The sequence below is a fragment of the Pseudoduganella violaceinigra DSM 15887 genome (assembly GCF_000425385.1).
Classification (GTDB): Bacteria; Pseudomonadota; Gammaproteobacteria; order Burkholderiales; family Burkholderiaceae_D; genus Rugamonas; species Rugamonas violaceinigra.
Genome location: NZ_AUDI01000026.1, coordinates 21,229 through 39,534 on the forward strand (window position 1 = coordinate 21,229; position 18,306 = coordinate 39,534).

The 18,306-nt window shown below is 64.7% G+C and carries 16 protein-coding genes; 6 read left to right on the plus strand and 10 right to left on the minus strand.

The window, feature by feature from the left end; all coding sequences use genetic code 11:
• The first annotated feature begins 497 nt into the window (after window positions 1-497).
• Window positions 498-1,904, plus strand: coding sequence for a DUF2868 domain-containing protein (locus H597_RS0115290; RefSeq protein ID WP_028102911.1), 1,407 nt, complete (start codon window positions 498-500; stop codon window positions 1,902-1,904).
• Entirely contained in the window at window positions 1,901-3,394 is a 1,494-nt protein-coding gene (locus tag H597_RS31095; protein WP_051293830.1) for a DUF3482 domain-containing protein, read from the plus strand. The genes H597_RS0115290 and H597_RS31095 overlap by 4 nt, the downstream gene beginning before the upstream one ends.
• Here H597_RS31095 and H597_RS0115300 read toward each other — a convergent pair.
• Window positions 3,346-4,074 carry an SDR family oxidoreductase gene (locus H597_RS0115300; RefSeq protein ID WP_083941118.1) on the minus strand — a complete coding sequence of 243 codons (729 nt, stop codon included), beginning with the start codon at window positions 4,072-4,074 and terminating at the stop codon, window positions 3,346-3,348. The two genes, H597_RS31095 and H597_RS0115300, sit on opposite strands and share 49 nt — an antisense overlap.
• Window positions 4,075-4,178: 104 nt before the next feature.
• On the opposite strand from H597_RS0115300, the gene H597_RS0115305 reads away from it, so the two are divergent.
• Both H597_RS0115305 and H597_RS0115310 read left to right on the plus strand, forming a co-directional pair.
• Window positions 4,179-5,102, plus strand: a complete 924-nt coding sequence (locus H597_RS0115305; RefSeq protein ID WP_028102913.1) for a LysR family transcriptional regulator — start codon at window positions 4,179-4,181, stop codon at window positions 5,100-5,102.
• Window positions 5,103-5,153: 51 nt separating this feature from the next.
• Entirely contained in the window at window positions 5,154-6,077 is a 924-nt protein-coding gene (locus H597_RS0115310; RefSeq protein WP_035374383.1) for an exopolyphosphatase, read from the plus strand.
• Window positions 6,078-6,142: 65 nt separating this feature from the next.
• On the opposite strand, the gene H597_RS0115315 is transcribed toward H597_RS0115310, so the two are convergent.
• Window positions 6,143-7,402 (minus strand): nitronate monooxygenase, encoded by a 1,260-nt coding sequence (locus tag H597_RS0115315; protein WP_028102915.1) that lies wholly within the window; start codon window positions 7,400-7,402, stop codon window positions 6,143-6,145.
• Between the two features lie 13 nt (window positions 7,403-7,415).
• The gene (locus tag H597_RS0115320) at window positions 7,416-7,901 is read right to left on the minus strand and encodes a YajQ family cyclic di-GMP-binding protein (protein ID WP_028102916.1); all 486 of its coding nucleotides are present in this window, start codon (window positions 7,899-7,901) and stop codon (window positions 7,416-7,418) included.
• Between the two features lie 134 nt (window positions 7,902-8,035).
• On the opposite strand from H597_RS0115320, the gene murB reads away from it, so the two are divergent.
• Window positions 8,036-9,061, plus strand: coding sequence for a UDP-N-acetylmuramate dehydrogenase (murB, locus tag H597_RS0115325; protein WP_028102917.1), 1,026 nt, complete (start codon window positions 8,036-8,038; stop codon window positions 9,059-9,061).
• Between the two features lie 84 nt (window positions 9,062-9,145).
• Here the strand turns inward: murB and H597_RS0115330 are convergent, their stop codons facing one another.
• Genes H597_RS0115330 through H597_RS0115360 form a run of 7 tightly spaced genes read right to left on the minus strand, consistent with a single transcriptional unit; the run spans window position 9,146 to window position 17,652 of the window.
• Window positions 9,146-10,165 (minus strand): diguanylate cyclase, encoded by a 1,020-nt coding sequence (locus tag H597_RS0115330; RefSeq protein ID WP_028102918.1) that lies wholly within the window; start codon window positions 10,163-10,165, stop codon window positions 9,146-9,148.
• 9 nt (window positions 10,166-10,174) lie between these two features.
• Window positions 10,175-11,203, minus strand: a complete 1,029-nt coding sequence (cheB, locus tag H597_RS0115335; protein WP_028102919.1) for a chemotaxis-specific protein-glutamate methyltransferase CheB — start codon at window positions 11,201-11,203, stop codon at window positions 10,175-10,177.
• On the minus strand, window positions 11,200-13,476 hold the full coding sequence (locus H597_RS0115340) for a hybrid sensor histidine kinase/response regulator (protein ID WP_028102920.1): 2,277 nt from the start codon (window positions 13,474-13,476) through the stop codon (window positions 11,200-11,202). The genes cheB and H597_RS0115340 overlap by 4 nt, the downstream gene beginning before the upstream one ends.
• Entirely contained in the window at window positions 13,473-14,144 is a 672-nt protein-coding gene (locus H597_RS0115345) for a chemotaxis protein CheW (protein ID WP_028102921.1), read from the minus strand. Before H597_RS0115345 ends, H597_RS0115340 begins: the two co-directional genes overlap by 4 nt.
• Before the next feature lie 9 nt (window positions 14,145-14,153).
• Window positions 14,154-15,389, minus strand: a complete 1,236-nt coding sequence (locus H597_RS0115350) for a CheR family methyltransferase (RefSeq protein ID WP_028102922.1) — start codon at window positions 15,387-15,389, stop codon at window positions 14,154-14,156.
• The gene (locus H597_RS0115355) at window positions 15,386-15,844 is read right to left on the minus strand and encodes a chemotaxis protein CheW (RefSeq protein ID WP_028102923.1); all 459 of its coding nucleotides are present in this window, start codon (window positions 15,842-15,844) and stop codon (window positions 15,386-15,388) included. Before H597_RS0115355 ends, H597_RS0115350 begins: the two co-directional genes overlap by 4 nt.
• Window positions 15,841-17,652, minus strand: a complete 1,812-nt coding sequence (locus H597_RS0115360) for a methyl-accepting chemotaxis protein (RefSeq protein WP_028102924.1) — start codon at window positions 17,650-17,652, stop codon at window positions 15,841-15,843. The genes H597_RS0115355 and H597_RS0115360 overlap by 4 nt, the downstream gene beginning before the upstream one ends.
• A gap of 173 nt (window positions 17,653-17,825) precedes the next feature.
• Here H597_RS0115360 and H597_RS31100 point away from each other — a divergent pair, with 173 nt between their 5' ends.
• Complete coding sequence (locus H597_RS31100) at window positions 17,826-18,293, plus strand: substrate-binding domain-containing protein (RefSeq protein ID WP_051293831.1); 468 nt, start codon at window positions 17,826-17,828, stop codon at window positions 18,291-18,293.
• Window positions 18,294-18,306: the final 13 nt, after the last annotated feature.

Genomic DNA, 18,306 nt, shown 5'->3' on the forward strand with positions numbered 1-18,306 from the left:
TAGGGGCGGCAAAATCGATTGTCAATAAATTACGTCGGGAAGCGGCAGGAAGTGTGGGGTTTTCATCGTCAAAATGGAAACGTTTCCACTGACAGGGAAAATATAGCACCGTTCAAATTTTTGAGTCAACGGCTTTTCCGTATCGCCGATGCAACGAATTTGGCAACGTTTCCAAGGCGATTTTGCTGCGGTGAACGGGCTTGCCGTGCGCCAGAGGGGATTCATTGAATGTACTATTCATATGAAAGTGTTGGCTTTCCACGCGCCCGGCAAAGACATCCTGGTATCTCGCAAGGGTGACTAATGGTACACTCAATGCATGAATGCAACCATTCTTGCCGCGATCATATGGACTGCGGCACGTTGTTCTGTCGGCGAGCTGGCAGGCGACGCTCGTCGGTAAGATCGCTTTGCACGCGTGTTCAGCATGGCTGAATCACGCCATGATTGTGGCGCACACTGGAAGGCGGCACACCAGGCGCCTGTCTGGAGGAATCATGAACGAGAAAACGGCACGGGCAATCCTGCTGGTCAAAGCGATTGAAGAAGCGGACCAGCAACAGGACGTACTGACCGAAGATGATCGCAAATTTGCCAGCCGCACTGCGCGCGAGTTGGCGCACTGGCAGGCGGCTGAATCGCGCAATGCCGCCACACTCCCGGATTTCCTCTACCAGCGCGCCGAGCAGCTGCTCAAACGCCTGACGGCGCGCCATAAACTCTTTGCCTCGGTTGCCCAGGGCCATAGCGGCATGTGGGGCGCCAGCTGGCTGCTGCCGATCGTGGCGCTGCTGGTGGGCGCCATGGCCGAACGTTTCGGCGACCCGCACCGGGTTGACCTGCTGTCCTTCCCGCTGCTGGGCATCATTGCCTGGAATATGCTGGCGTATCTCCTGATCCTCGGCTGGGCGCTGGCGCCTTCCCGGCGCGCCGGCCTGCGGCGCGCGATGGCCAACCGCATGGCCCTGGGGGGCGCCCATGTACCGCGCCGCCTGCCGCATGCGCTGGCCGGCGGCGTGCTGCAATTCATGGTGGACTGGGCCCGCCTGGGCGCGCGCCTGAACCTGGCCCGCATTGCGCGCATCCTGCATTGGTCGGCCGCGGCCTTTGCGATCGGTGCGGCGCTGTCGCTGTATGCGCGCGGCATCCTGTCGCTGTACGCGACGGGATGGGAGAGCACGTTTCTGAATGCGAGCCAGGTGCATCGCTTGCTGTCGCTCGTCTTTACCCCGGCCGAAAAGCTGTTCGGCCTGGAGGGCTTCACGCTGGACGAGGTGATGGGCTTGCAGAACTGGAGCGACGCGCGCTTCGGGAACGGCGCGCGCTGGGTCCATCTTTATTCCGCCAGCCTGCTGCTGTACGTGGTGGTGCCGCGCATGGTACTGGGCGCGCTGGCCGCGGCGCGCGTGATCTGGCTGCGCCAGCGCTTCCCGCTCGATCTTGAGCAGCCGTATTTCCACCAGTTGTCGGTGGCGGCCGGCGGCGAGCCGGGCATGCTGCGTGTGCTGCCTTACAGCCTCACGGTGGACGAGGCGCGCAGCAAAGGACTGGATTCCGTGGCCCAGGAAATGCTGGGCGAGCAGGCGCGCGTGCGGCTGCTGCCTGCCGCGGCCTACGGCAGCGAGGCGCCGCCCCTTGAGGCGGGCGAAGGCGTGACAAACGCGGTGTTGTTCGGCATCGCCGCCACGCCGGAACAGGAGAACCACGGCGTCTTCCTGGCCGCGCTGGGACGGGGCAAGCGCCTGGTGGCGCTGCTCGACCAGTCAGCCCTTGCCGCACGCACGGATGCCGGACGATTGAGCGAGCGGGTAGAATTGTGGCGGGAATTCTGTATTCTGCACGGCGCCGAGCCCATGGTGGTGGACTTGCTGGCGCCGGAAGCCATGAAAGGTCAACCTGCATGAGTGGTGCCCCGGTCACCATCCAGCTTGCGCTGGTATCGCACACCAATAATGGCAAGACCACGCTGGCGCGCACCCTGCTGGGGGCCGACGTCGGCGAAGTGCGCGACGCGGCCCACGTCACGGCCTTGGCGACGCCGCATGCGCTGATGGCGACGCCGAACGGCGACCGCCTGGTGCTGTGGGATACGCCGGGCTTCGGCGATTCCGTGCGCCTGATGAAGCGCCTGGCCATGGCGGGCAACCCGCTTGGCTGGTTCCTGCGCGAAGTCCTGGACCGCTACCGCGACCGGCCGTTCTGGCTCAGCCAGCAGGCCCTGCGCACCGCGCGCGATGAAGCGGACGTCGTGCTCTATCTCGTCAACTCTGCGGAGAGCCCGGCCGATGCCGGCTATATTCCCGCTGAAATGCGCATTCTCGACTGGCTGCAAAAACCGGTGCTGGTGCTGTTGAACCAGATGGGACCACCGCGCCCGCTGCCGGAAGAACAGGCCGAGCTCCTGCGCTGGAAGGACTTCATGCTGCAGTTCGGCCAGGTGCGCGAAGTGCTGCCGCTGGACGCCTTCGCCCGCTGCTGGGTGCACGAGCGGGTCTTTTACGATGCGCTGGGCGCCCTGGTCGGTCCGGCCAAGCAGGCCGGCTATGAGCGCCTGTTCTCGGTATGGGAAGACACCAATGCGCGCCGCTTCAAGCAATCGATGGCGGTGATGGCGCACCAGCTGGCCGATGCGGCCCACGACAAGCAGATCGTGGAGACGGTGGAGCGCGGCGTGATCGCCTCGGCGCTGAAAATCATCGGCATCGGCAAGGGCGCGGACCGCAAGCGGCAGGAGCGCGCCATGAATACCCTGGTGGCGCGCCTCAACCTGTCGATCGGCCAGGCCACCGTCAACCTGCTGGCGCTGCACAAGCTCGATCCCAGCGAGGCGCCGAAGATCAATGCCCGGGTCAGCAATAACTTCGTGGTGCTGGCACCCGTCGACAAGGGGCAGGCCGCGCTGCTGGGCGCGATCGTGTCCGGTGCCGCCACCGGCTTTTCGGCCGACCTGGCGGCCGGCGGCCTGACGCTGGGCACTGGGGCGCTGCTGGGCGGCGTGATCGGCGCGCTGACCTTCGCCGGCGCGGCATGGGGCTTCAATGTCGGCATGGACCGCGAGGTGCCGATCATCACGCTGTCCGAAGATTTTCTGCGCACCCTGTTGATATCCAGCGTGCTGCGCTACCTCGCGGTGGCGCATTTCGGCCGCGGCCGCGGCAACTTCGTCGAAAGTGAGGCGCCGCCTTTCTGGCAGGAAGAGGTGGAGCAGGCGGTGGCCTTGCATGACGCCGAAGTCGCCGCCCTGTGGCCGACTCTGCGCGGACAGGAAGAGCGCGACCTGGCGCCGGCCAGCGCCGTGATCACCGCGATCGCGGCCCACGTGCTGGCGCGGCTCTACCCCGAAGGTCAGGCGGCGAACCCGCCGTCGATATTGAGGCCGGCGCCCGTCACGTAAGCCGCTTCCTCGCTGGCCAGGTAGGCCACCATCGCGGCAATCTCCTCGCCGCGCGCATGGCGCTTGATCGCCATCAGCTCGTGCAGCGCTTTGGCGAAGTCGCTGTGCGCCGGGTTCATCTCGGTATCCACCGGACCAGGCTGCACATTATTGATGGTGATGCCGCGCGGCCCCAGGTCGCGCGCCAGGCCCTGCACCATGCCGGTCAGCGCCGACTTGCTCATCGCGTAGATCGACCCGCCGGGGAAGGGCATGCGCTCGGCATTGGTGGAGCCGATATTGATCACGCGGCCACCGGCTTTCATGTGCGCCACCGCCGCCTGCGTGGCCGCGAACACGCCGCGTACATTGACGGCGATGGTCTGGTCGAAGGCCTCCAGCGTCAGCTCCGAGACGTCGCCCAGGTGCAGCACGCCGGCGTTGTTGACCAGGATGTCGAGGCGGCCGAAGCGGCGCGCCACCTCGTCGATGGCGGCGCGCGTGGCGGCGGCGTCGGCGGCATCGACCTTCAGCGCGAGCGCCTGGCCGCCGGCGGCTGCGATCTCGCCGGCCAGGGCATCGGCTGCCGCGCCCGAGTTCTGGTACGTGAAGGCGACGGTGGCGCCGTCCTTGGCCAGGCGGCGCACGATGGCGGCGCCGATGCCGCGGGAACCACCGGTGACGAATGCGATCTTGTTCATGTTGTGCTCCTTGGGAATGGGGTTGGTATGGAGCCAGTATGACCTTGGCATTGCATGCTGACTAGGTGGTAATATCGACTATCACTTTCAACTGAATGTATCAAATGCTGCCGCTGAATTTGCTTGAATCCTTCCTGCAGAGCGCCGAGGGCGCGGGCTTTTCCGAGGCGGCGCGCCGCCTCGGCCTGAGCCCGGCTGCCGTCAGCAAGAATGTGGCGCGGCTGGAAGCGCGCCTCGGCGTGCGCCTGTTCCAGCGCAGCACGCGGCGCCTGGCGCTGACCGAGGCCGGTGAGCGCCTGCTGCGGCAGGTGCGCGGCCCGCTGGCCGAGCTGCAGGGCGCCATCGCCGGCGCCGCCCAGGATGCGGGCGAGCCGGCCGGCACGCTCAAGGTGGCGATGGCGCATGGGGTGGGGCGCATGTACATCCTGCCGCTGCTGAAAGGCTTCCTTGAGCGCTATCCCGGCGTGCAGCACGACTGGCGCTTCGACAACCGCACGGTGGACCTGATCGGGGAGGGCTACGACGTGGCCATCGCCGGCGGCATCGAGCTGGCGCCCGGCGTGGTGGCGCGGGAACTCGGGCGCCCGCGCATCCTGCTCGCTGCCGCGCCGTCCTACCTGGCCGGACGCCAGCGGCCGCGCCATCCATCCGAGCTGGCTGGCTGGGAAGGCATCGCCCGCCGTTCGGCCGAAACCGGCCGCCTGCGCGACTACCTGCTGCGCAACGCCGCCGGCGAGGAAGCCGTGGCGGAATTCCGCACCGTCGCCACCTTCGACGACCCGGAAGCGATGGCGCAGGCCGTCTGCATGGGGCTGGGCGTGGCGCTGTTGCCGGCGCCCCACGCCGCGCCGCTGCTCGAAGCGGGCCAGCTGGTGCGCCTGCTGCCCGAATGGCATGCCGAGGTCGGGCCGCTATCGATCTACTATTCGAGCAAGCAGCTGCTGCCGGCCAAGACGCGCGCCTTTGTCGACTACCTGCTGGAACAGATGCAGGCGATGGACTTTGCGGGGCGTCTCGACAGGCTCTGACGGATCACGGTAATATTGGTTTCCAATTCATCAGCGATAGGGGTGCCTTCCATGAAGTTCCGCCTAGTGACCCGCAGTGATTTTGATGGCCTGGTGTGCGCGGTGCTGCTCAAGCACCTGGACCTGATCGACGAGATCCTGTTCGTGCACCCCAAGGATATGCAGGATGGGAAAATCGCCATCAGTTCGCGCGATATCACCACCAACCTTCCCTACGTTTCGGGCGCCCATCTGGCCTTCGACCACCACCTGTCGGAAACCATCCGCAACACGGGCGACCGCCAGAACCACATCATCGATCCCAGCGCGCCTTCCGCGGCACGCGTGGTGTACGACTACTACGGCGGCGGCAACAAGTTCCCCGCAGCGTGGAACGATATGATGCTGGCGGTGGACAAGGGCGATTCCGCGCAGTTCAACCGCGAGGAAATACTCAACCCGCAAGGCTGGAACCTGCTGAACTTCCTGATGGACGCGCGGACCGGCCTGGGGCGCTTCCGCGACTTCCGCATCTCGAACTACAACCTGATGATGGACCTGATTTCCTATTGCCGCTCGCATTCGATCGACGAAATCATGGCGCTGCCGGATGTGAAGGAGCGCAGCGAGCTGTATTTCGACCACGCCGAAAAGTGCAAGGAGCAGATTCGCCGCTGTTCAACCGTGCATAAAAACCTGGTGGTGCTGGACTTGCGCAACGAGGAAACGATTTATGCGGGTAACCGTTTTGTCATCTATGCCCTGTATCCTGAGCAGAATATCTCGATCCACGTGCTGTGGGGGCTGAAGAACCAGAATACGGTGTTCGCGACCGGTAAATCGATCCTGAACCGGACGTCGAAGACGAATATCGGCGCGCTGATGCTGGAGTACGGCGGCGGCGGGCATGAAAATGCCGGCACATGCCAGGTGGAGAACGCGATGGCGGAGGATGTGCTGGGCGCCCTGGTGGTGCGCATCAACAAAGAGGGCTAGAACCGATAGGGCGGTGTCCGACCCTGCGGGTCAGACACCGAAGTAGCGGTTTTAAGCAAGCTGTATTAGAGCTCTTTCTCAGGTAAAGATATAGAATTATCGGTCGAGAACTGGTAGTCCTTGAACACGTGTTCTGCCGTCAGCAGCTGGTAGGAGCCATCCGGTTTCTTGAAAGAAGTGTCCTTCAGGCGGAAGGTGTAGTGGCCGCAAGTCCAGCAATTGAAGTTGCGCATATGGGTGCACAAGCAGGTCTTGTCCATCACCTTGATGCCCTTGTCGCTGCCGCCGTTGGCCACCACTTCACGGTTATACGAATTGATGTAGGAGCAGTTGCCGGTCGCGTCGAGCAGGTAGCCGTAGGATTCGCAGCCCGGCCGGATGCCGGCGCCGATCGCCGGGGTCTGCTTCAGCATGCGCATCGGATAGCCGGTCGGCGAAATGCCGTTGACGATCACGTCGTCTTCGGTGGCCTTGAAATATTCCTGCTTCACTTCGGCTGGCAGGCCGCATTCCCTGGTCACGGTGAAGCGCGTCGCCACCTGCACGCCGGCCGCCCCCATCTCCAGGAAGGACACCGCATCGCTGCCGGTGAACACGCCGCCTGCGGCGATCACTGGCACGTCCAGGTTTTCCGCCTTCATGTAATCGAGGATCTCCTGCACGATCTGGTGCAGGTCGAACTCTTTCCAGTCTTCCAGGCCGAAGCCCAAATGGCCGCCGGCCAGCGGGCCTTCCACGATCACGTAGTCGGGCAGGCGGTTCAGCTTCTGGTTCTTGCGCAGGAAGATCTGCAGCGCGCGCACCGAGGACACGATGATGCCCAGTTTCGCTTCGCGGAAGCGCGGGTGGTCGGCCATCAGGGTGAATGAGCCGAAGTGCAGGCCGGCCGACAGCGTAATGCCGTCGATGCCGGCGTCCAGCGCCGCGTTCAGGCGGGTGCGCAGGGTTTCCTTGGGGCCGTTCATGGTCAGCTTTTCCATGCAGTTCACGAAGATCAGGCCGGGGCCTTCCTTGCGCTGCATGGTGTCGCCGATGTGGCGGCGCTGTGCTTCGGCCAGGCGTCCCAGGTCGAACTGCACCTCGGACTTGTCCATGTTATTGATGTTGTGCTTGTACAGGCGGGTCTTGTCCTTGACGAAGGTGGTGTCGAATTTGCGGTCCGAAACATCCTCCACCATGGCATCGGAAATATGGCCGATGCCGCCAAGGCGCGCTGCTTCCAGCGCCAGTTCGGTCGTGGAGATATCCACGCCCATCCCGCCGATCATGATTGGCACATACTCTTTGTCGCCAAGCTTGAGGCGGAAATCGTCAACACGTTTCATTAAAGTCCTTCGATCAATCGCGGAAATTGTTGAATTCCAGAGGCGTGTCAGGCACTTCCTTGCGCAGCAGCTGCATTGCAGCCTGCAGGTCGTCGCGCTTGGCGCCGGAAACGCGCACCGACTCGCCCTGGATGCTGGCCTGGACCTTCATCTTGCTTTCCTTGATAACCTTGGTGATTTTTTTGGCGGTCTCGGAATCGAGACCGTTCTTCACCTTGATGACCTGCTTGACTTTGTCCCCACCAATCTTCTCTACCTTGCCTTCGTCGAGGAAGCGCACGTCGACCTTGCGTTTGGCCAGCTTGTTGGTGAGCACGTCGCGCACCTGGCTAAGCTGGAACTCCGAATCGGCGAATGCCGTCAGGTCGTTTTCTTTTTGTTCTACGCGCGCATCGCTGCCTTTGAAGTCGAAGCGGGTCGAGATTTCCTTGTTGCTTTGGTCGACTGCATTACGCACTTCGATCATGTCCGCTTCGGATACTACGTCAAACGATGGCATATTCTTTCCTTTACAATGAAGCAACCGCCCAAGGGGCGGATTCAAAAGAAGCGACATTTTAACGGACAAACAAGCGAACGCTCGGTCGTTTTTGTCATCATTGCACTATAATCCAGCAAAAACTTGATCTGCCCATGTCTTTCCCCGAAATTCTCCAGCACGACTACCCACTGAAGCATTTAAATACATTCAGTATTGATGTACGCGCCAAACATTACCTGCGCGTGACATCGCTGGACGACTTGCGCAGCGCGCTGGCCGATCCGCAGCTGGCCGCCATGCCGCGCCTGGTGCTGGGCGGCGGCAGCAACCTGCTGCTGACCCGCGATTTTCCCGGCCTGGTGCTGCATATCGCGCTGGAAGGCCGCGCAATCCTGGCCGGTACCGCCAGCCATCACCACGTCCGCGCCGCCGCCGGCGAAACCTGGCACGACTTCGTGCAATGGACGCTGGCGCAGGGCGTGGGCGGGCTGGAGAACCTGTCGCTGATCCCCGGTACCGTGGGCGCCGCGCCGATCCAGAATATTGGGGCGTATGGGGCGGAAACCAAGGACTATTTCCTAGCGCTGGAAGCCTTCGACCCGGCCAGCGGCGCGGTGCGGGTGATGGACGGCGCGGCGTGCCGCTTCGCCTACCGCGACAGCGTCTTCAAGCACGAAGGCCGAGAGCTGATCATCCTGGGCGTGACATTCGCCCTGCCGCGCGACTGGCAGCCCAACCTGCGCTACGCGGAACTGGCCAACGGCGTGGCCGAGCAGGGCATTGCCGCGCCGACCCCGCAGCAGGTGGCCGACACCGTGATCGCCATCCGCCGCCGCAAGCTGCCGGACCCGGCGCAGATCGGCAACGCCGGCAGCTTCTTTAAGAACCCCGTGGTCAGCGCCGAGCATTGCGCGCGGCTGCTGGCGCAATTCCCGGCTCTGGTGCACCACCGCCAGGCGGACGGCAGCGAAAAGCTGGCGGCCGGCTGGCTGATCGACCAATGCGGCTGGAAAGGACGCAGCATGGGCGCCGCCGGCGTGTACCCGAAACAGGCGCTGGTGCTGGTGAACAACGGCGGCGCCAGCGGCGCCGAAGTACAGGCCCTGGCGGCCGCCATCCAGGCCGACGTCGCCGCCCGCTACGGCGTCACACTGGAACCAGAGCCGGTCTTCATTTAAAGTTGAAAGTCGGGGTCAGCTCTGGCAATCGGACATGGCGCGCAGCGCCATGTCCGATTGCCAGAGCTCGACCCCGACTTTCTTTTACAAAGTTGCGTTGACGATGCGGTTGCGCCCTTCGGCCTTGGCGGCGTACAGGGCGCGGTCGGCTTCGGCGACCAGCTCGCCCCAGGACGATTGCCGCTGCGGCACCACCGTGCACACGCCGACCGACATGGTCAGCACGCCGTATGGCTTGGCCCTGGCGTTTTCTATTTCCAGCTTCTCCAGCTGGCGTTGGCATGCTTGCGCGACGCTCACGGCGCCGGCATTGTCGGTTTCCGGCAGAATCAAGGCGAATTCCTCGCCGCCGTAGCGCGTCACCAGGTCGGCCGGGCGCTTCAGGTTTTCCGTCAGCACCGCCGCCACCTTCTTCAGCGCCAGGTCGCCGGCCGGGTGGCCGTAGCTGTCGTTGTAGTGCTTGAAATGGTCCACGTCCACCATCAGCAGCGATAGCGGGGTTTTTTCGCGCTGGCCGCGCTGCCATTCCAGCTCCAGCGTTTCGTCGAAGCGGCGGCGGTTGGCGATGCCCGTCAGCGGGTCGAGCGCGGCCAGCTTTTGCAGCTCGACGTTGGCGGCGGCCAGCTTTTGCTGGCTCTCGCGCAGGAAGCGGAAGGCCTGGTCGCGCTGCAGGCGGTGGATGTGGGCGTTCGAGTGGTGGCGTACGCGCGCCAGCAGTTCCAGCTTGTCCGGCAGCTTGACCAGGTAGTCGTTGGCGCCGACGGCAAAGCCGTGTGCCTTGAGCTTGGGGTCTTCGCGGGCGGACAGGACGATGATCGGCACATGCGCCAGCAATTCATCGGCGCGGAAGCGGCGGATCAGCTCGAAGCCGTCCACGTCGGGCATCACCAGGTCCTGCAGGATGACGGTCGGCTGCAGTGCGTGGGCGCAGGCGATCGCTTCGCGCGCGTCGGTGGTGAAGTGAAATTCGATATCGTCCTGGTCGGCCAGCATGCGCCGTACCGCTTCAACGATGATGAGCTGGTCGTCCACCAGCAGCACGCGTACCTTGAAGTTGGTCAGGCTCGGTTCGGATTCCAGATTCAAGGTGAGTACGTCCGGCATCGCTTTCCTTCAAATCAGTTTGCCTCCGATCATGCCGCGCAGGAATGGACCGATCTTATCGAGAGGCAGGATGGTTTGTGCTGCATCCAGTTCCACGGCTGCGCGCGGCATGCCGTACACGGCGCAACTGGCCTGGTCCTGGGCGATGGTACTTTTCCCCGCACGGCGCAGTGCGAGCATGCCTTCACCGCCGTCGCGCCCCATGCCGGTCAGCAGCACGCCGACCGCGTCGCCTTTCCAGTGCTGTGCCACGCAGTGGAAAAACACGTCGACCGAGGGCCGGTAGGCGTAGTCCTTTGGATTTGCATCGTACCCCAGTTGCAGCTTTTCATCCAGCACGAGGTGGTCGTTGCTCTTGGCTACCATGACGATACCACCCTGCAGGGTAGCGCGTCCTTCGATGGCGCGCACCGGGACCGCCAGTTGTTCCGCTAACCATTTGGCGAAATGGTCGGCAAAGTTTTCGTCGATATGCTGCACCACCACCACCGCGCAGTTGGGCGGCGGCATCCAGCCCGACAGGATGCGCGCGACCGCCATCGGCCCACCGGTGGAGGCGCCGATGGCCAGCAGGGTGTCCACCACGCCGGCGCGCCCGTCCGGCTGGGACGCATTGCGGCGCGGCGGCATGGACTGGTTGCCGCCGCTGTGGCGTATCAGCGTACCCATGGTCTTGATCTTGTGCAACAGCTCGGCGTCGCCGCCTTGCTGCCCCTGCAGCACCGGGGTCGCCGTCACGTCGAGCGCGCCGGCGCCCAGGGCGCGGAAGACCTGGTTGACATTGTCCTGCGGACGCCCGGTCACCACCAGGATGGCGCACGGGCATTCCTCCATGATGCGGCGGGTGGCCTCCACCCCGTCGAGCTCGGGCATGTTGAGGTCCATCAGGATCAGATCGGGGCGGTCGATGCAGCATTTCTGCACCGCCTCGAGCCCGGTGCGAGCGATCCACGCCACCTGGTGCTCCTGGGTGCTGGCGATCACACGGCGCAACGCTTCCGCCGCCATCGCGACATCGTTGGCGATCGCGATTCTCATCGGTAGGCTTCGCCGATCAGGTCGGACACGGCATCGAGCAGCGTCTCGTCGTGAAAGCTGCCCTTGGTCAGGTAATAGTCGGCGCCGGCCGCCAGGCCGCGCGCCCGGTCTTCCGGCCGGTCCTTGTAGGAAACGATCATCACGGGCAGCTTGTGCAAGTGCAGGTCCTTTTTGATCAGGTTGACCAGTTCGATGCCGTCCATGCGCGGCATGTCGACGTCGGTGATGACCAGGTCGTAGTCGCCGCTGCGCACCACGTTCCAGCCATCGATGCCGTCGATCGCGATGTCCACGTCAAAACCGCGCCCGACGAGCAATTTGCGCTCCATCTCGCGCACCGTGAGCGAATCGTCCACGACAAGAATGCGTTTCATTCTACGCCGTCCTGCATGGTCTGCGCGCGCAAGTTGGTGCAGGCCGCCTTCCTGCAGCAGCTTTTCGACGGAAAGCAACAGGTCGGGCACGTCCAGGATCAGCACCGGTTCGCCGTCGTCCAGCATGGCGGCGGCGGAGATATCGCGCATCTTGCCGAAGATCGGGTCGATGGCCTGCACCGCCAGGCTTTCCTCGCCGCGGATCTTGTCCACCACCAGGGCATAGCGCTTGGCACTGGCGCCGATGACCACGACCGACAACTCCTCCGTATGCGCCATCTCGCCCAGTTCCAGCACCTGGGCCGCGGCGACCAGGCCCAGATGCTCGCCGTCATGCTCGAAGAACTGCTTGTTTTCCAGCGTGTGCACGGCCGCTTGCGCCACCTTGACGATGCGCTCCACCTTGACGATGGGAATGGCATAGGCTTCACCTTTGATATCAACCACCAGGGCGCGCACGATCGATTGCGTCAGGGGCAGGGTGATCGAGGTGCGGAAGCCCTTGCCCAATTCGGACTCGATGCGCACTGTGCCGTTCTGCTGGCGGATGGTGTCGTGCACAATGTCCAGGCCCACGCCGCGGCCGGAAATCTCGGTAATGCCGCCCTTCAGGCTGAAGGCGGGCAGGAACAGGAATTCCATCAGCTCGGCTTGCGACATGGCCGCGACCATCTGCTCGGTGGCCATCTTGCGCTCGATGACGCTGCGGCGGATTTTTTCCGGATCGACGCCGCGCCCGTCGTCGCTGATTTCGATATTCAGCATGCCGGCGCGGTGGCGCGCTTCCAGCACGACGGTGCCGGTCGCCGGTTTGCCCGCGGCGGCGCGCTCCTGCGGGGTTTCCATGCCGTGGTCGACGGCGTTGCGCAGCATGTGGTTGAGCGGGCTTTCGATGCGCAGCAGGATGTCCCGGTCGACCAGGGTGTCCTCGCCCTCGACCTGCAGCACCACGTCCTTGCCCAGGCTGCGCGCCAGGTCGCGCACCATGCGCGGGAAGTGCTGGATGCCGTCGCGGAAAGGGCGCATGCGCAGTGACAGCACTTCGTCGACCATGTTTTCCGAACCCGTCAGCAGGCGGCGTTCGTAATTTTCCATGTCGGTGATGTGCTCCAGCATGAACTGCTTGAGCGGCTGGCTCTTTTGGATCGCCAGCAGGGCTTTTTCCTGCAGCGCCGGATCGCTGGCGCGGGAGGCGGCTTCCATGACCTCTTCCAGCACGGCGAACAGGGCGGCCTGGTTGCGCTTGTAGCGCTGCATGCCCTGGATCAGGGGATGCAGCTGGTGCGCGTTGATGCGCGCCTCGCTCGCCAGTGCGAGCAGGCGGTCGAAGTTTTGCGCGGTCTTCATCGGCGGCAGGGCGCGGCCGGCGACGGGCTGCTCGCCCGCCGGGTCGGCCGCATTCTCGCTGCCGGGCTGGGCGGCCGGCTCGTCCGGACGGGGCGCGGCGGGCGCCGGCGCCGCGCTTGCCGGCGGCAGGATCACCGGTTCGGGCAGGAAGGCAATGCCCTGCACGTCATTCATGGTCTTGCCGACCTGGGCGCTGTGTGCCGCCAGCCAGGCATCGAGGCCGCCGTCGACGCGCGAGCATTGCACGATCAGGTCGACCGCAGCCAGCAGCGCATCGACGCGGTTCGGCGTCAGTTTCAGCTTGCCTGCCTGGGCGGCGATGAAGGCGTCTTCCATGCCGTGCGCCAGTTGCACGATCATTTCCAGCCCGACGATGGAGGCGGCGCCCTTGATCGAATGCGCGGCGCGCATCATCGATTCGACGGCGGCGGGATCGTTGCGGCGTTCGAAGGCCAGCAGGCCGTCGGTCAGGATCTGGGTCTGGCTGTCGGCCTCCATGCGAAACAGGTCGAGCATGGAGAACTGGCTCAGGTCATCCTTCTTGTCACTCATCGCAAGGTCCTCGCGAGTTGGTAGCCGAGCAGGCTGCCGTCCAGGCAGCCGATCTGCATGTCTTCGTGCGGCAGCACGCCCGCGAGGTAGCGGTCGATGCCCCGGTTGATGGTGGCGGCCGGCGGCTTCAGGTCGGCGGCGGCGTAGCGGAGGATGCCGTGCAGCTCGTCCACCGGCAGGGCGTAGGCTTGCTGCTCCCATTGCACCAGCAGCATGCGGGCGAAGGTGTGGCGGCCGGCCCGCGCCTCGCCGCCCGACTCGTCGATGTCCAGGAGGTCGGCCAGCGCAATGCATGGATACAGCTTGCCGCCCGCGTTCACCACGCCGCGCAGCCCGCGCGCGGCGCGGTGCGGTAGCTTGTGCGGCATCGCTTTCGGGGCGATTTGCTGGAACATGCCGGTCGGCAGGGCGAGCCATTCGCGGCCGATGCGGAAGGCGACGCAGGAGTTGTCGTGGCGCGCTCCCGCGTCCTGCGGGGCGCGGAAATGCTCGGCCCATTCGCGCAGGTAGCCGGCGCTGACGGGGCGCTGCAGGTTGCGCAGCGCGGCATCGGCGTACACATCGCAGTTGCGGCAATGGACCGCCTTGTCGAGCATGCCGCAGCTATGGTCGCCGGCGACGCCGATCCGGTTCCAGCAGGCGTCCAGGTCTTGGGTCTGATCAGTCATAGTCGTTCATCACTGCGGCTGCTGGCGCTGGAAAGCGCGCGCCGCCCGCGCCTTCAGCGTGGCGGCCGCGCTGCTATTGCCGCCTTGCTCTTGCAGCAGGGCCAGGTGGCACAGGGCTTGGTAGTGATCGGGCTGCAGGTAGAGGCAGCGTTTCAGCTGGGCTTCCGCCTCGGCGCCTTTGCCGGCGGTTTCCGCCAGCAGTCCCAGAATAAAATAGGCTTCGGCCGATTCGGGTCGCTGCGCGAGGAACTCGCGGCATGCCGATTCGGCTTCCAGGATTTTTCCTGCGTCGGCCAGCTTGCGGGCGTGCGCGAGCAGGGTGTCGTCGCCGGCGGCGGCCAGGCCGGGCGCCGCTTGCGGGCGCGCAGCCGGTTCGCCAGCCGGGCGGGCGCCGGGCGCGGCCCGTGGCGCCGCGCCCGGCGCCTTGCGCACGGCGGCGGTGTGGCGCGGCAGGGCGGAGCGGGCCGGCACGGCGGGCAGCTTGATATCCTTGCGCAAGGCGAATGCCTGCCGGTGCGGCAGCGGCGCGAAGCCGTGGCGCACGAAGGATGGCACCTCCGCATAGCCAGCCAGCAGCATGCCGTCGTCGGCCAGGTGGGCGGACAGGCGCCCGATGGCGGCTGCGGTGGTCGGGTCGTCGAAGTAGATCAGCAGGTTGCGGCAGAAGATCACGTCGTACTGGCGCGCCGAGCCGAGCGCCCCCTCCAGGATGCTGCCCTGGCTAAAACGGATGCGTGCGCGCAGCGCTTCGTCGATAAGGAATCCATCCCCTCCCACGGCGGTAAAGTAGCGCTCGCGGAAGGACAAGTCCTGCCCGCGGAAAGCATTGCGCCCGAATACCCCGGCTTCGGCGCGCGCGATGCATGCCGCACTGATGTCCAGCGCATCGATCATGAACGATTGCAGCGGCACCCCCGCGTCGCACAGGGCCATCGCCATGGAGTAGGGCTCTTCGCCGCCGGCGCAGGGAATGGACAGGATGCGCACGATCCGGACGCCTTCGGCCAGGCGGCGGCGGATGAATTCCGCCGCCGCCGCAAACGCCTGCGGGTCGCGGAACAGCCAGGATTCGGGCACCACCACCAGTTCCACCAGCTCGCGCAGCTCCGCCTGATCCAGCTGGGCGGCATAGGCCTTGTGTTCGGTCTGCCCGGTGGCAGCCATGCGTCGCCGCACGGCCTGCTCCACCGTGGCGGGGGCCAGGTTCAGGCCTGTCAGCTTGCGTAATGTCGACAGTACTTTCATTCCGCCATCGCCTCCGCAGGGAACAGGCGCGCCCGCAAATCCGCCGGCAGCAAAGCATCGACATCCACCAACTGCAGCATGCCGTGCGCATCGCCCGCGACCTGGCCCAGGAAGGGCGCGGCCTGCACGCCGCTTGGCGCCAGGTCCTGCTGCGCCACATCCTGCACCCCCTGTACGCGCTCGGCCATCAGGCCCAATGGACGCAGCCTGCCATCCGGACCGGTGTAATCGGCCACCACGATGCGCGTATCGAAATGCTGGCGCGCCGGTGCGCCGCCGCTGAGGCGCGCCAGGTCGATCACCGGCACCGGGTCGCCGTGCAGGTTCATCAGGCCTGCCACGCTGTCCGGCGCCAGCGGAATGCCTTTCAGTTCCAGCAGCGGCAAGACGCGCCGCACCTGCCGCAACGGCAGGCCGTAGCGGTCGGCGCCGATGTGGAAGACCAGGGCTTTCATGTGTTGACCGCGAAGGTGGCCACGCTGGTTTGCAAGTCGCCGGCCGCATACTGCAGCTGGTGCACCGCCTCGCTGGTGGCCTTCAGCGATTCGACGGTCTGCTGGGTGGCGTCGTTGAGCTGCATCATGGTCTCGGTGATCTGCTGCGCGCCGACGGCCTGCGCCTGCATGCCTTGCAGCACGGCGTCGAACTGCGGCGCCAGCTTCTGCACCTGGTCCATCACGCCCGACAACTGTTCGGTGACCTGGCGCACTTCGCCCACATTGCGGCGGATCTCTTCCGAGAATTTGTCCATGCCCATCACGCTGGCCGATACGGCCGACTGCATTTCCTTCAGCATCTGCTCGATATCCCAGGTGGAAACCGACGTCTGGTCGGCCAGGCGCCGGATTTCCGTGGCCACCACCGAGAAGCCGCGCCCGGCCTCGCCGGCCTTTTCAGCCTCGATGGCGGCATTGAGCGAGAGGATATTGGTCTGGTCGGCCACCTTGGTGATGGTGGTCAGCACGGAATTGATATTGGACGCCTTCTCCGACAGCGCCGCCAGCTTGGCGTTGATCGAGTCGGTCGCGTTCACCATGGTTTGCATGGTCTGGTCCATGCGGCGCAAATTGCCTTGCGCGTCGGAGGTGGCGCTGGTGGTGTAGTCGGCCACGGCCGTGGCCTCTTCCATGGTCCGCAGCAGCTGCGATGTATTGGAGGAGATCTCCTTGGTGGTGCTGAGCACTTCCACCGATGTCTGGGCCTGTTCGACGCCGGTCGCCTCCTGCTGCTTGGCCGATGCCGCGATCTCGGTGGCCGATGTGGTGACCTGGATGCCGGCCTTCTGCACATTGGTCAACAGCTGGCGCAGGTTGTCGAACATGCGCTGCAAGCCGCCGCCCAGCTGGCCGATGGCGTCCTCGCCGGAGACCGGGACCTTGCCTGTCAGGTCGCCGCCGGCGGCTTTTGACACCACATCGAGCAGTGAGTCGACTTTGGCGCGCAGCTCGTCGGTCAGGTCCTGTTCGCGTTGCGTGGCCGATTGCAGCTGCAGCGCCATTTTGTTGAAATCTTCGCTGACCTTGCCCAGTTCGTCGCTTGAGCTGACGGCAATGCGCGCCGACTGCTCGCCACTGCCCAGGCGCGACAGGCCGCTGGTCAGGTTGGCCAAGGGGACCAGGATGGCGCGTCCCAGGCTATAGGCAATCAGCAGCGACAGCCCGAACACCACGGCGCCGCCGCCTATCATCAGCTTATTTTGGCTGGCATGCAGCTCGACGGTTTTGCTGCTGCGTTCGACCAGCAGGCGCCGCTCTTCGTCGCTGGCCTGGTCCAGCAGCTCGCGCGCGCTCGACACGACGGCGGCGGCCTCCTTCAGTTCCGACGACTGGCCCAATACGTCGGCCGCGCCTTTGGTATCGCCCAGCGCGCGCCGCTTTTCGATCTGGCGATGGATATTCACATCGGCCCAGGTGGCAAACAGGGCCTGCGCGCGCTTGAGGCGTTCGTTCTGCTGCGGGTTGTCTGCCGTCAGCTGGACCGCTTTTGCGATGTGCTGCTTCAGCTGCTCGCCATTATCGCGTTCGCTGGCGATGAAGCTTTCGTTGCCGGTCAGTATATAGCCGCGCGTATCGACCTGGATTTGCAGCGAAGCGTTGTTCACCCGATCCAGCTCGATCAGCACTTCCATCGTGTGCTTGTCCCAATGATTGGCATCGGTCAGGCGGCTGAAGTTGTTGTAAGCCAGGATCAGCAGGATCAGGATGACGGCGACGATGCTGCCGAAGCCCAGATACAGCTTGCTTCTGATACTCAGGTTGTTCATGCGCAGGCTCCCGGAGTTGACTTTCGAACGAATGTAGCAAAAAAGCATGGAGGGCGCAAAGTAATCGCAGCGCATGCCTGCATTTTGCAAGTTAAAGAAACCGTGCTGGCAGCTTTGCATGGCCGGCAAGTGTTGATACGATAAGCCGCAGCTCGCTCCCCTGGAGATCCGCCATGAAATCCCGGACGCTGGTTTGCGCGCACGTCCTGGCCGCCGTATGCATTGCAAGCGGCGCCAATGCCCATGCTGGCGACGTGCCTGCCGGGCAGCTGCGCATTGCCGGGTCGAGTACCATGGCGCCGCTGGTGGCGGCCATCGCCCAGCGTTTCCGCACGCGCTATCCGGCGGTCGGCATCAGCGTCGAAGCGGGCGGTTCGGGCCGCGGCCTGGCGGAGACCCGGGCCGGCAATGTCAGCATAGGGATGGTGTCGCGCGCCATTGGCGCAAGCGACAAGGGCCTGTATAGCTTGCCGATTGGACGCGACGGTGTTGCGCTGGTCGTACACGGGGCCAATCCCGTGCAAACGCTGCCGGCACGGCAGGTTGCCGCTATCTTCACCAAGCCATGGAACAACGAATCGATGCGCCGCCGCGTGCGCGAAGCATTCCGCCATCACAGCCTGGCGCGCGAATACAGTTGAAGGACGAAAAAAA

Excerpts from the sequence above, each read along its gene's own strand:
- cheB (WP_028102919.1), bottom strand. The coding sequence starts at position 11,203 with ATGAGAATCGCGATCGCCAACGATGTCGCGATGGCGGCGGAAGCGTTG.
- H597_RS0115290 (WP_028102911.1), top strand. The coding sequence starts at position 498 with ATGAACGAGAAAACGGCACGGGCAATCCTGCTGGTCAAAGCGATTGAA.
- H597_RS0115355 (WP_028102923.1), bottom strand. The coding sequence starts at position 15,844 with ATGAAAGCCCTGGTCTTCCACATCGGCGCCGACCGCTACGGCCTGCCG.
- murB (WP_028102917.1), top strand. The coding sequence starts at position 8,036 with ATGTCTTTCCCCGAAATTCTCCAGCACGACTACCCACTGAAGCATTTA.
- H597_RS0115315 (WP_028102915.1), bottom strand. The coding sequence starts at position 7,402 with ATGAAACGTGTTGACGATTTCCGCCTCAAGCTTGGCGACAAAGAGTAT.
- H597_RS0115305 (WP_028102913.1), top strand. The coding sequence starts at position 4,179 with ATGCTGCCGCTGAATTTGCTTGAATCCTTCCTGCAGAGCGCCGAGGGC.
- H597_RS0115330 (WP_028102918.1), bottom strand. The coding sequence starts at position 10,165 with ATGCCGGACGTACTCACCTTGAATCTGGAATCCGAACCGAGCCTGACC.
- H597_RS31100 (WP_051293831.1), top strand. The coding sequence starts at position 17,826 with ATGAAATCCCGGACGCTGGTTTGCGCGCACGTCCTGGCCGCCGTATGC.
- H597_RS0115345 (WP_028102921.1), bottom strand. The coding sequence starts at position 14,144 with ATGACTGATCAGACCCAAGACCTGGACGCCTGCTGGAACCGGATCGGC.
- H597_RS0115340 (WP_028102920.1), bottom strand. The coding sequence starts at position 13,476 with ATGAGTGACAAGAAGGATGACCTGAGCCAGTTCTCCATGCTCGACCTG.
- H597_RS0115350 (WP_028102922.1), bottom strand. The coding sequence starts at position 15,389 with ATGAAAGTACTGTCGACATTACGCAAGCTGACAGGCCTGAACCTGGCC.
- H597_RS0115360 (WP_028102924.1), bottom strand. The coding sequence starts at position 17,652 with ATGAACAACCTGAGTATCAGAAGCAAGCTGTATCTGGGCTTCGGCAGC.
- H597_RS0115310 (WP_035374383.1), top strand. The coding sequence starts at position 5,154 with ATGAAGTTCCGCCTAGTGACCCGCAGTGATTTTGATGGCCTGGTGTGC.
- H597_RS0115320 (WP_028102916.1), bottom strand. The coding sequence starts at position 7,901 with ATGCCATCGTTTGACGTAGTATCCGAAGCGGACATGATCGAAGTGCGT.
- H597_RS0115300 (WP_083941118.1), bottom strand. The coding sequence starts at position 4,074 with ATGAACAAGATCGCATTCGTCACCGGTGGTTCCCGCGGCATCGGCGCC.
- H597_RS31095 (WP_051293830.1), top strand. The coding sequence starts at position 1,901 with ATGAGTGGTGCCCCGGTCACCATCCAGCTTGCGCTGGTATCGCACACC.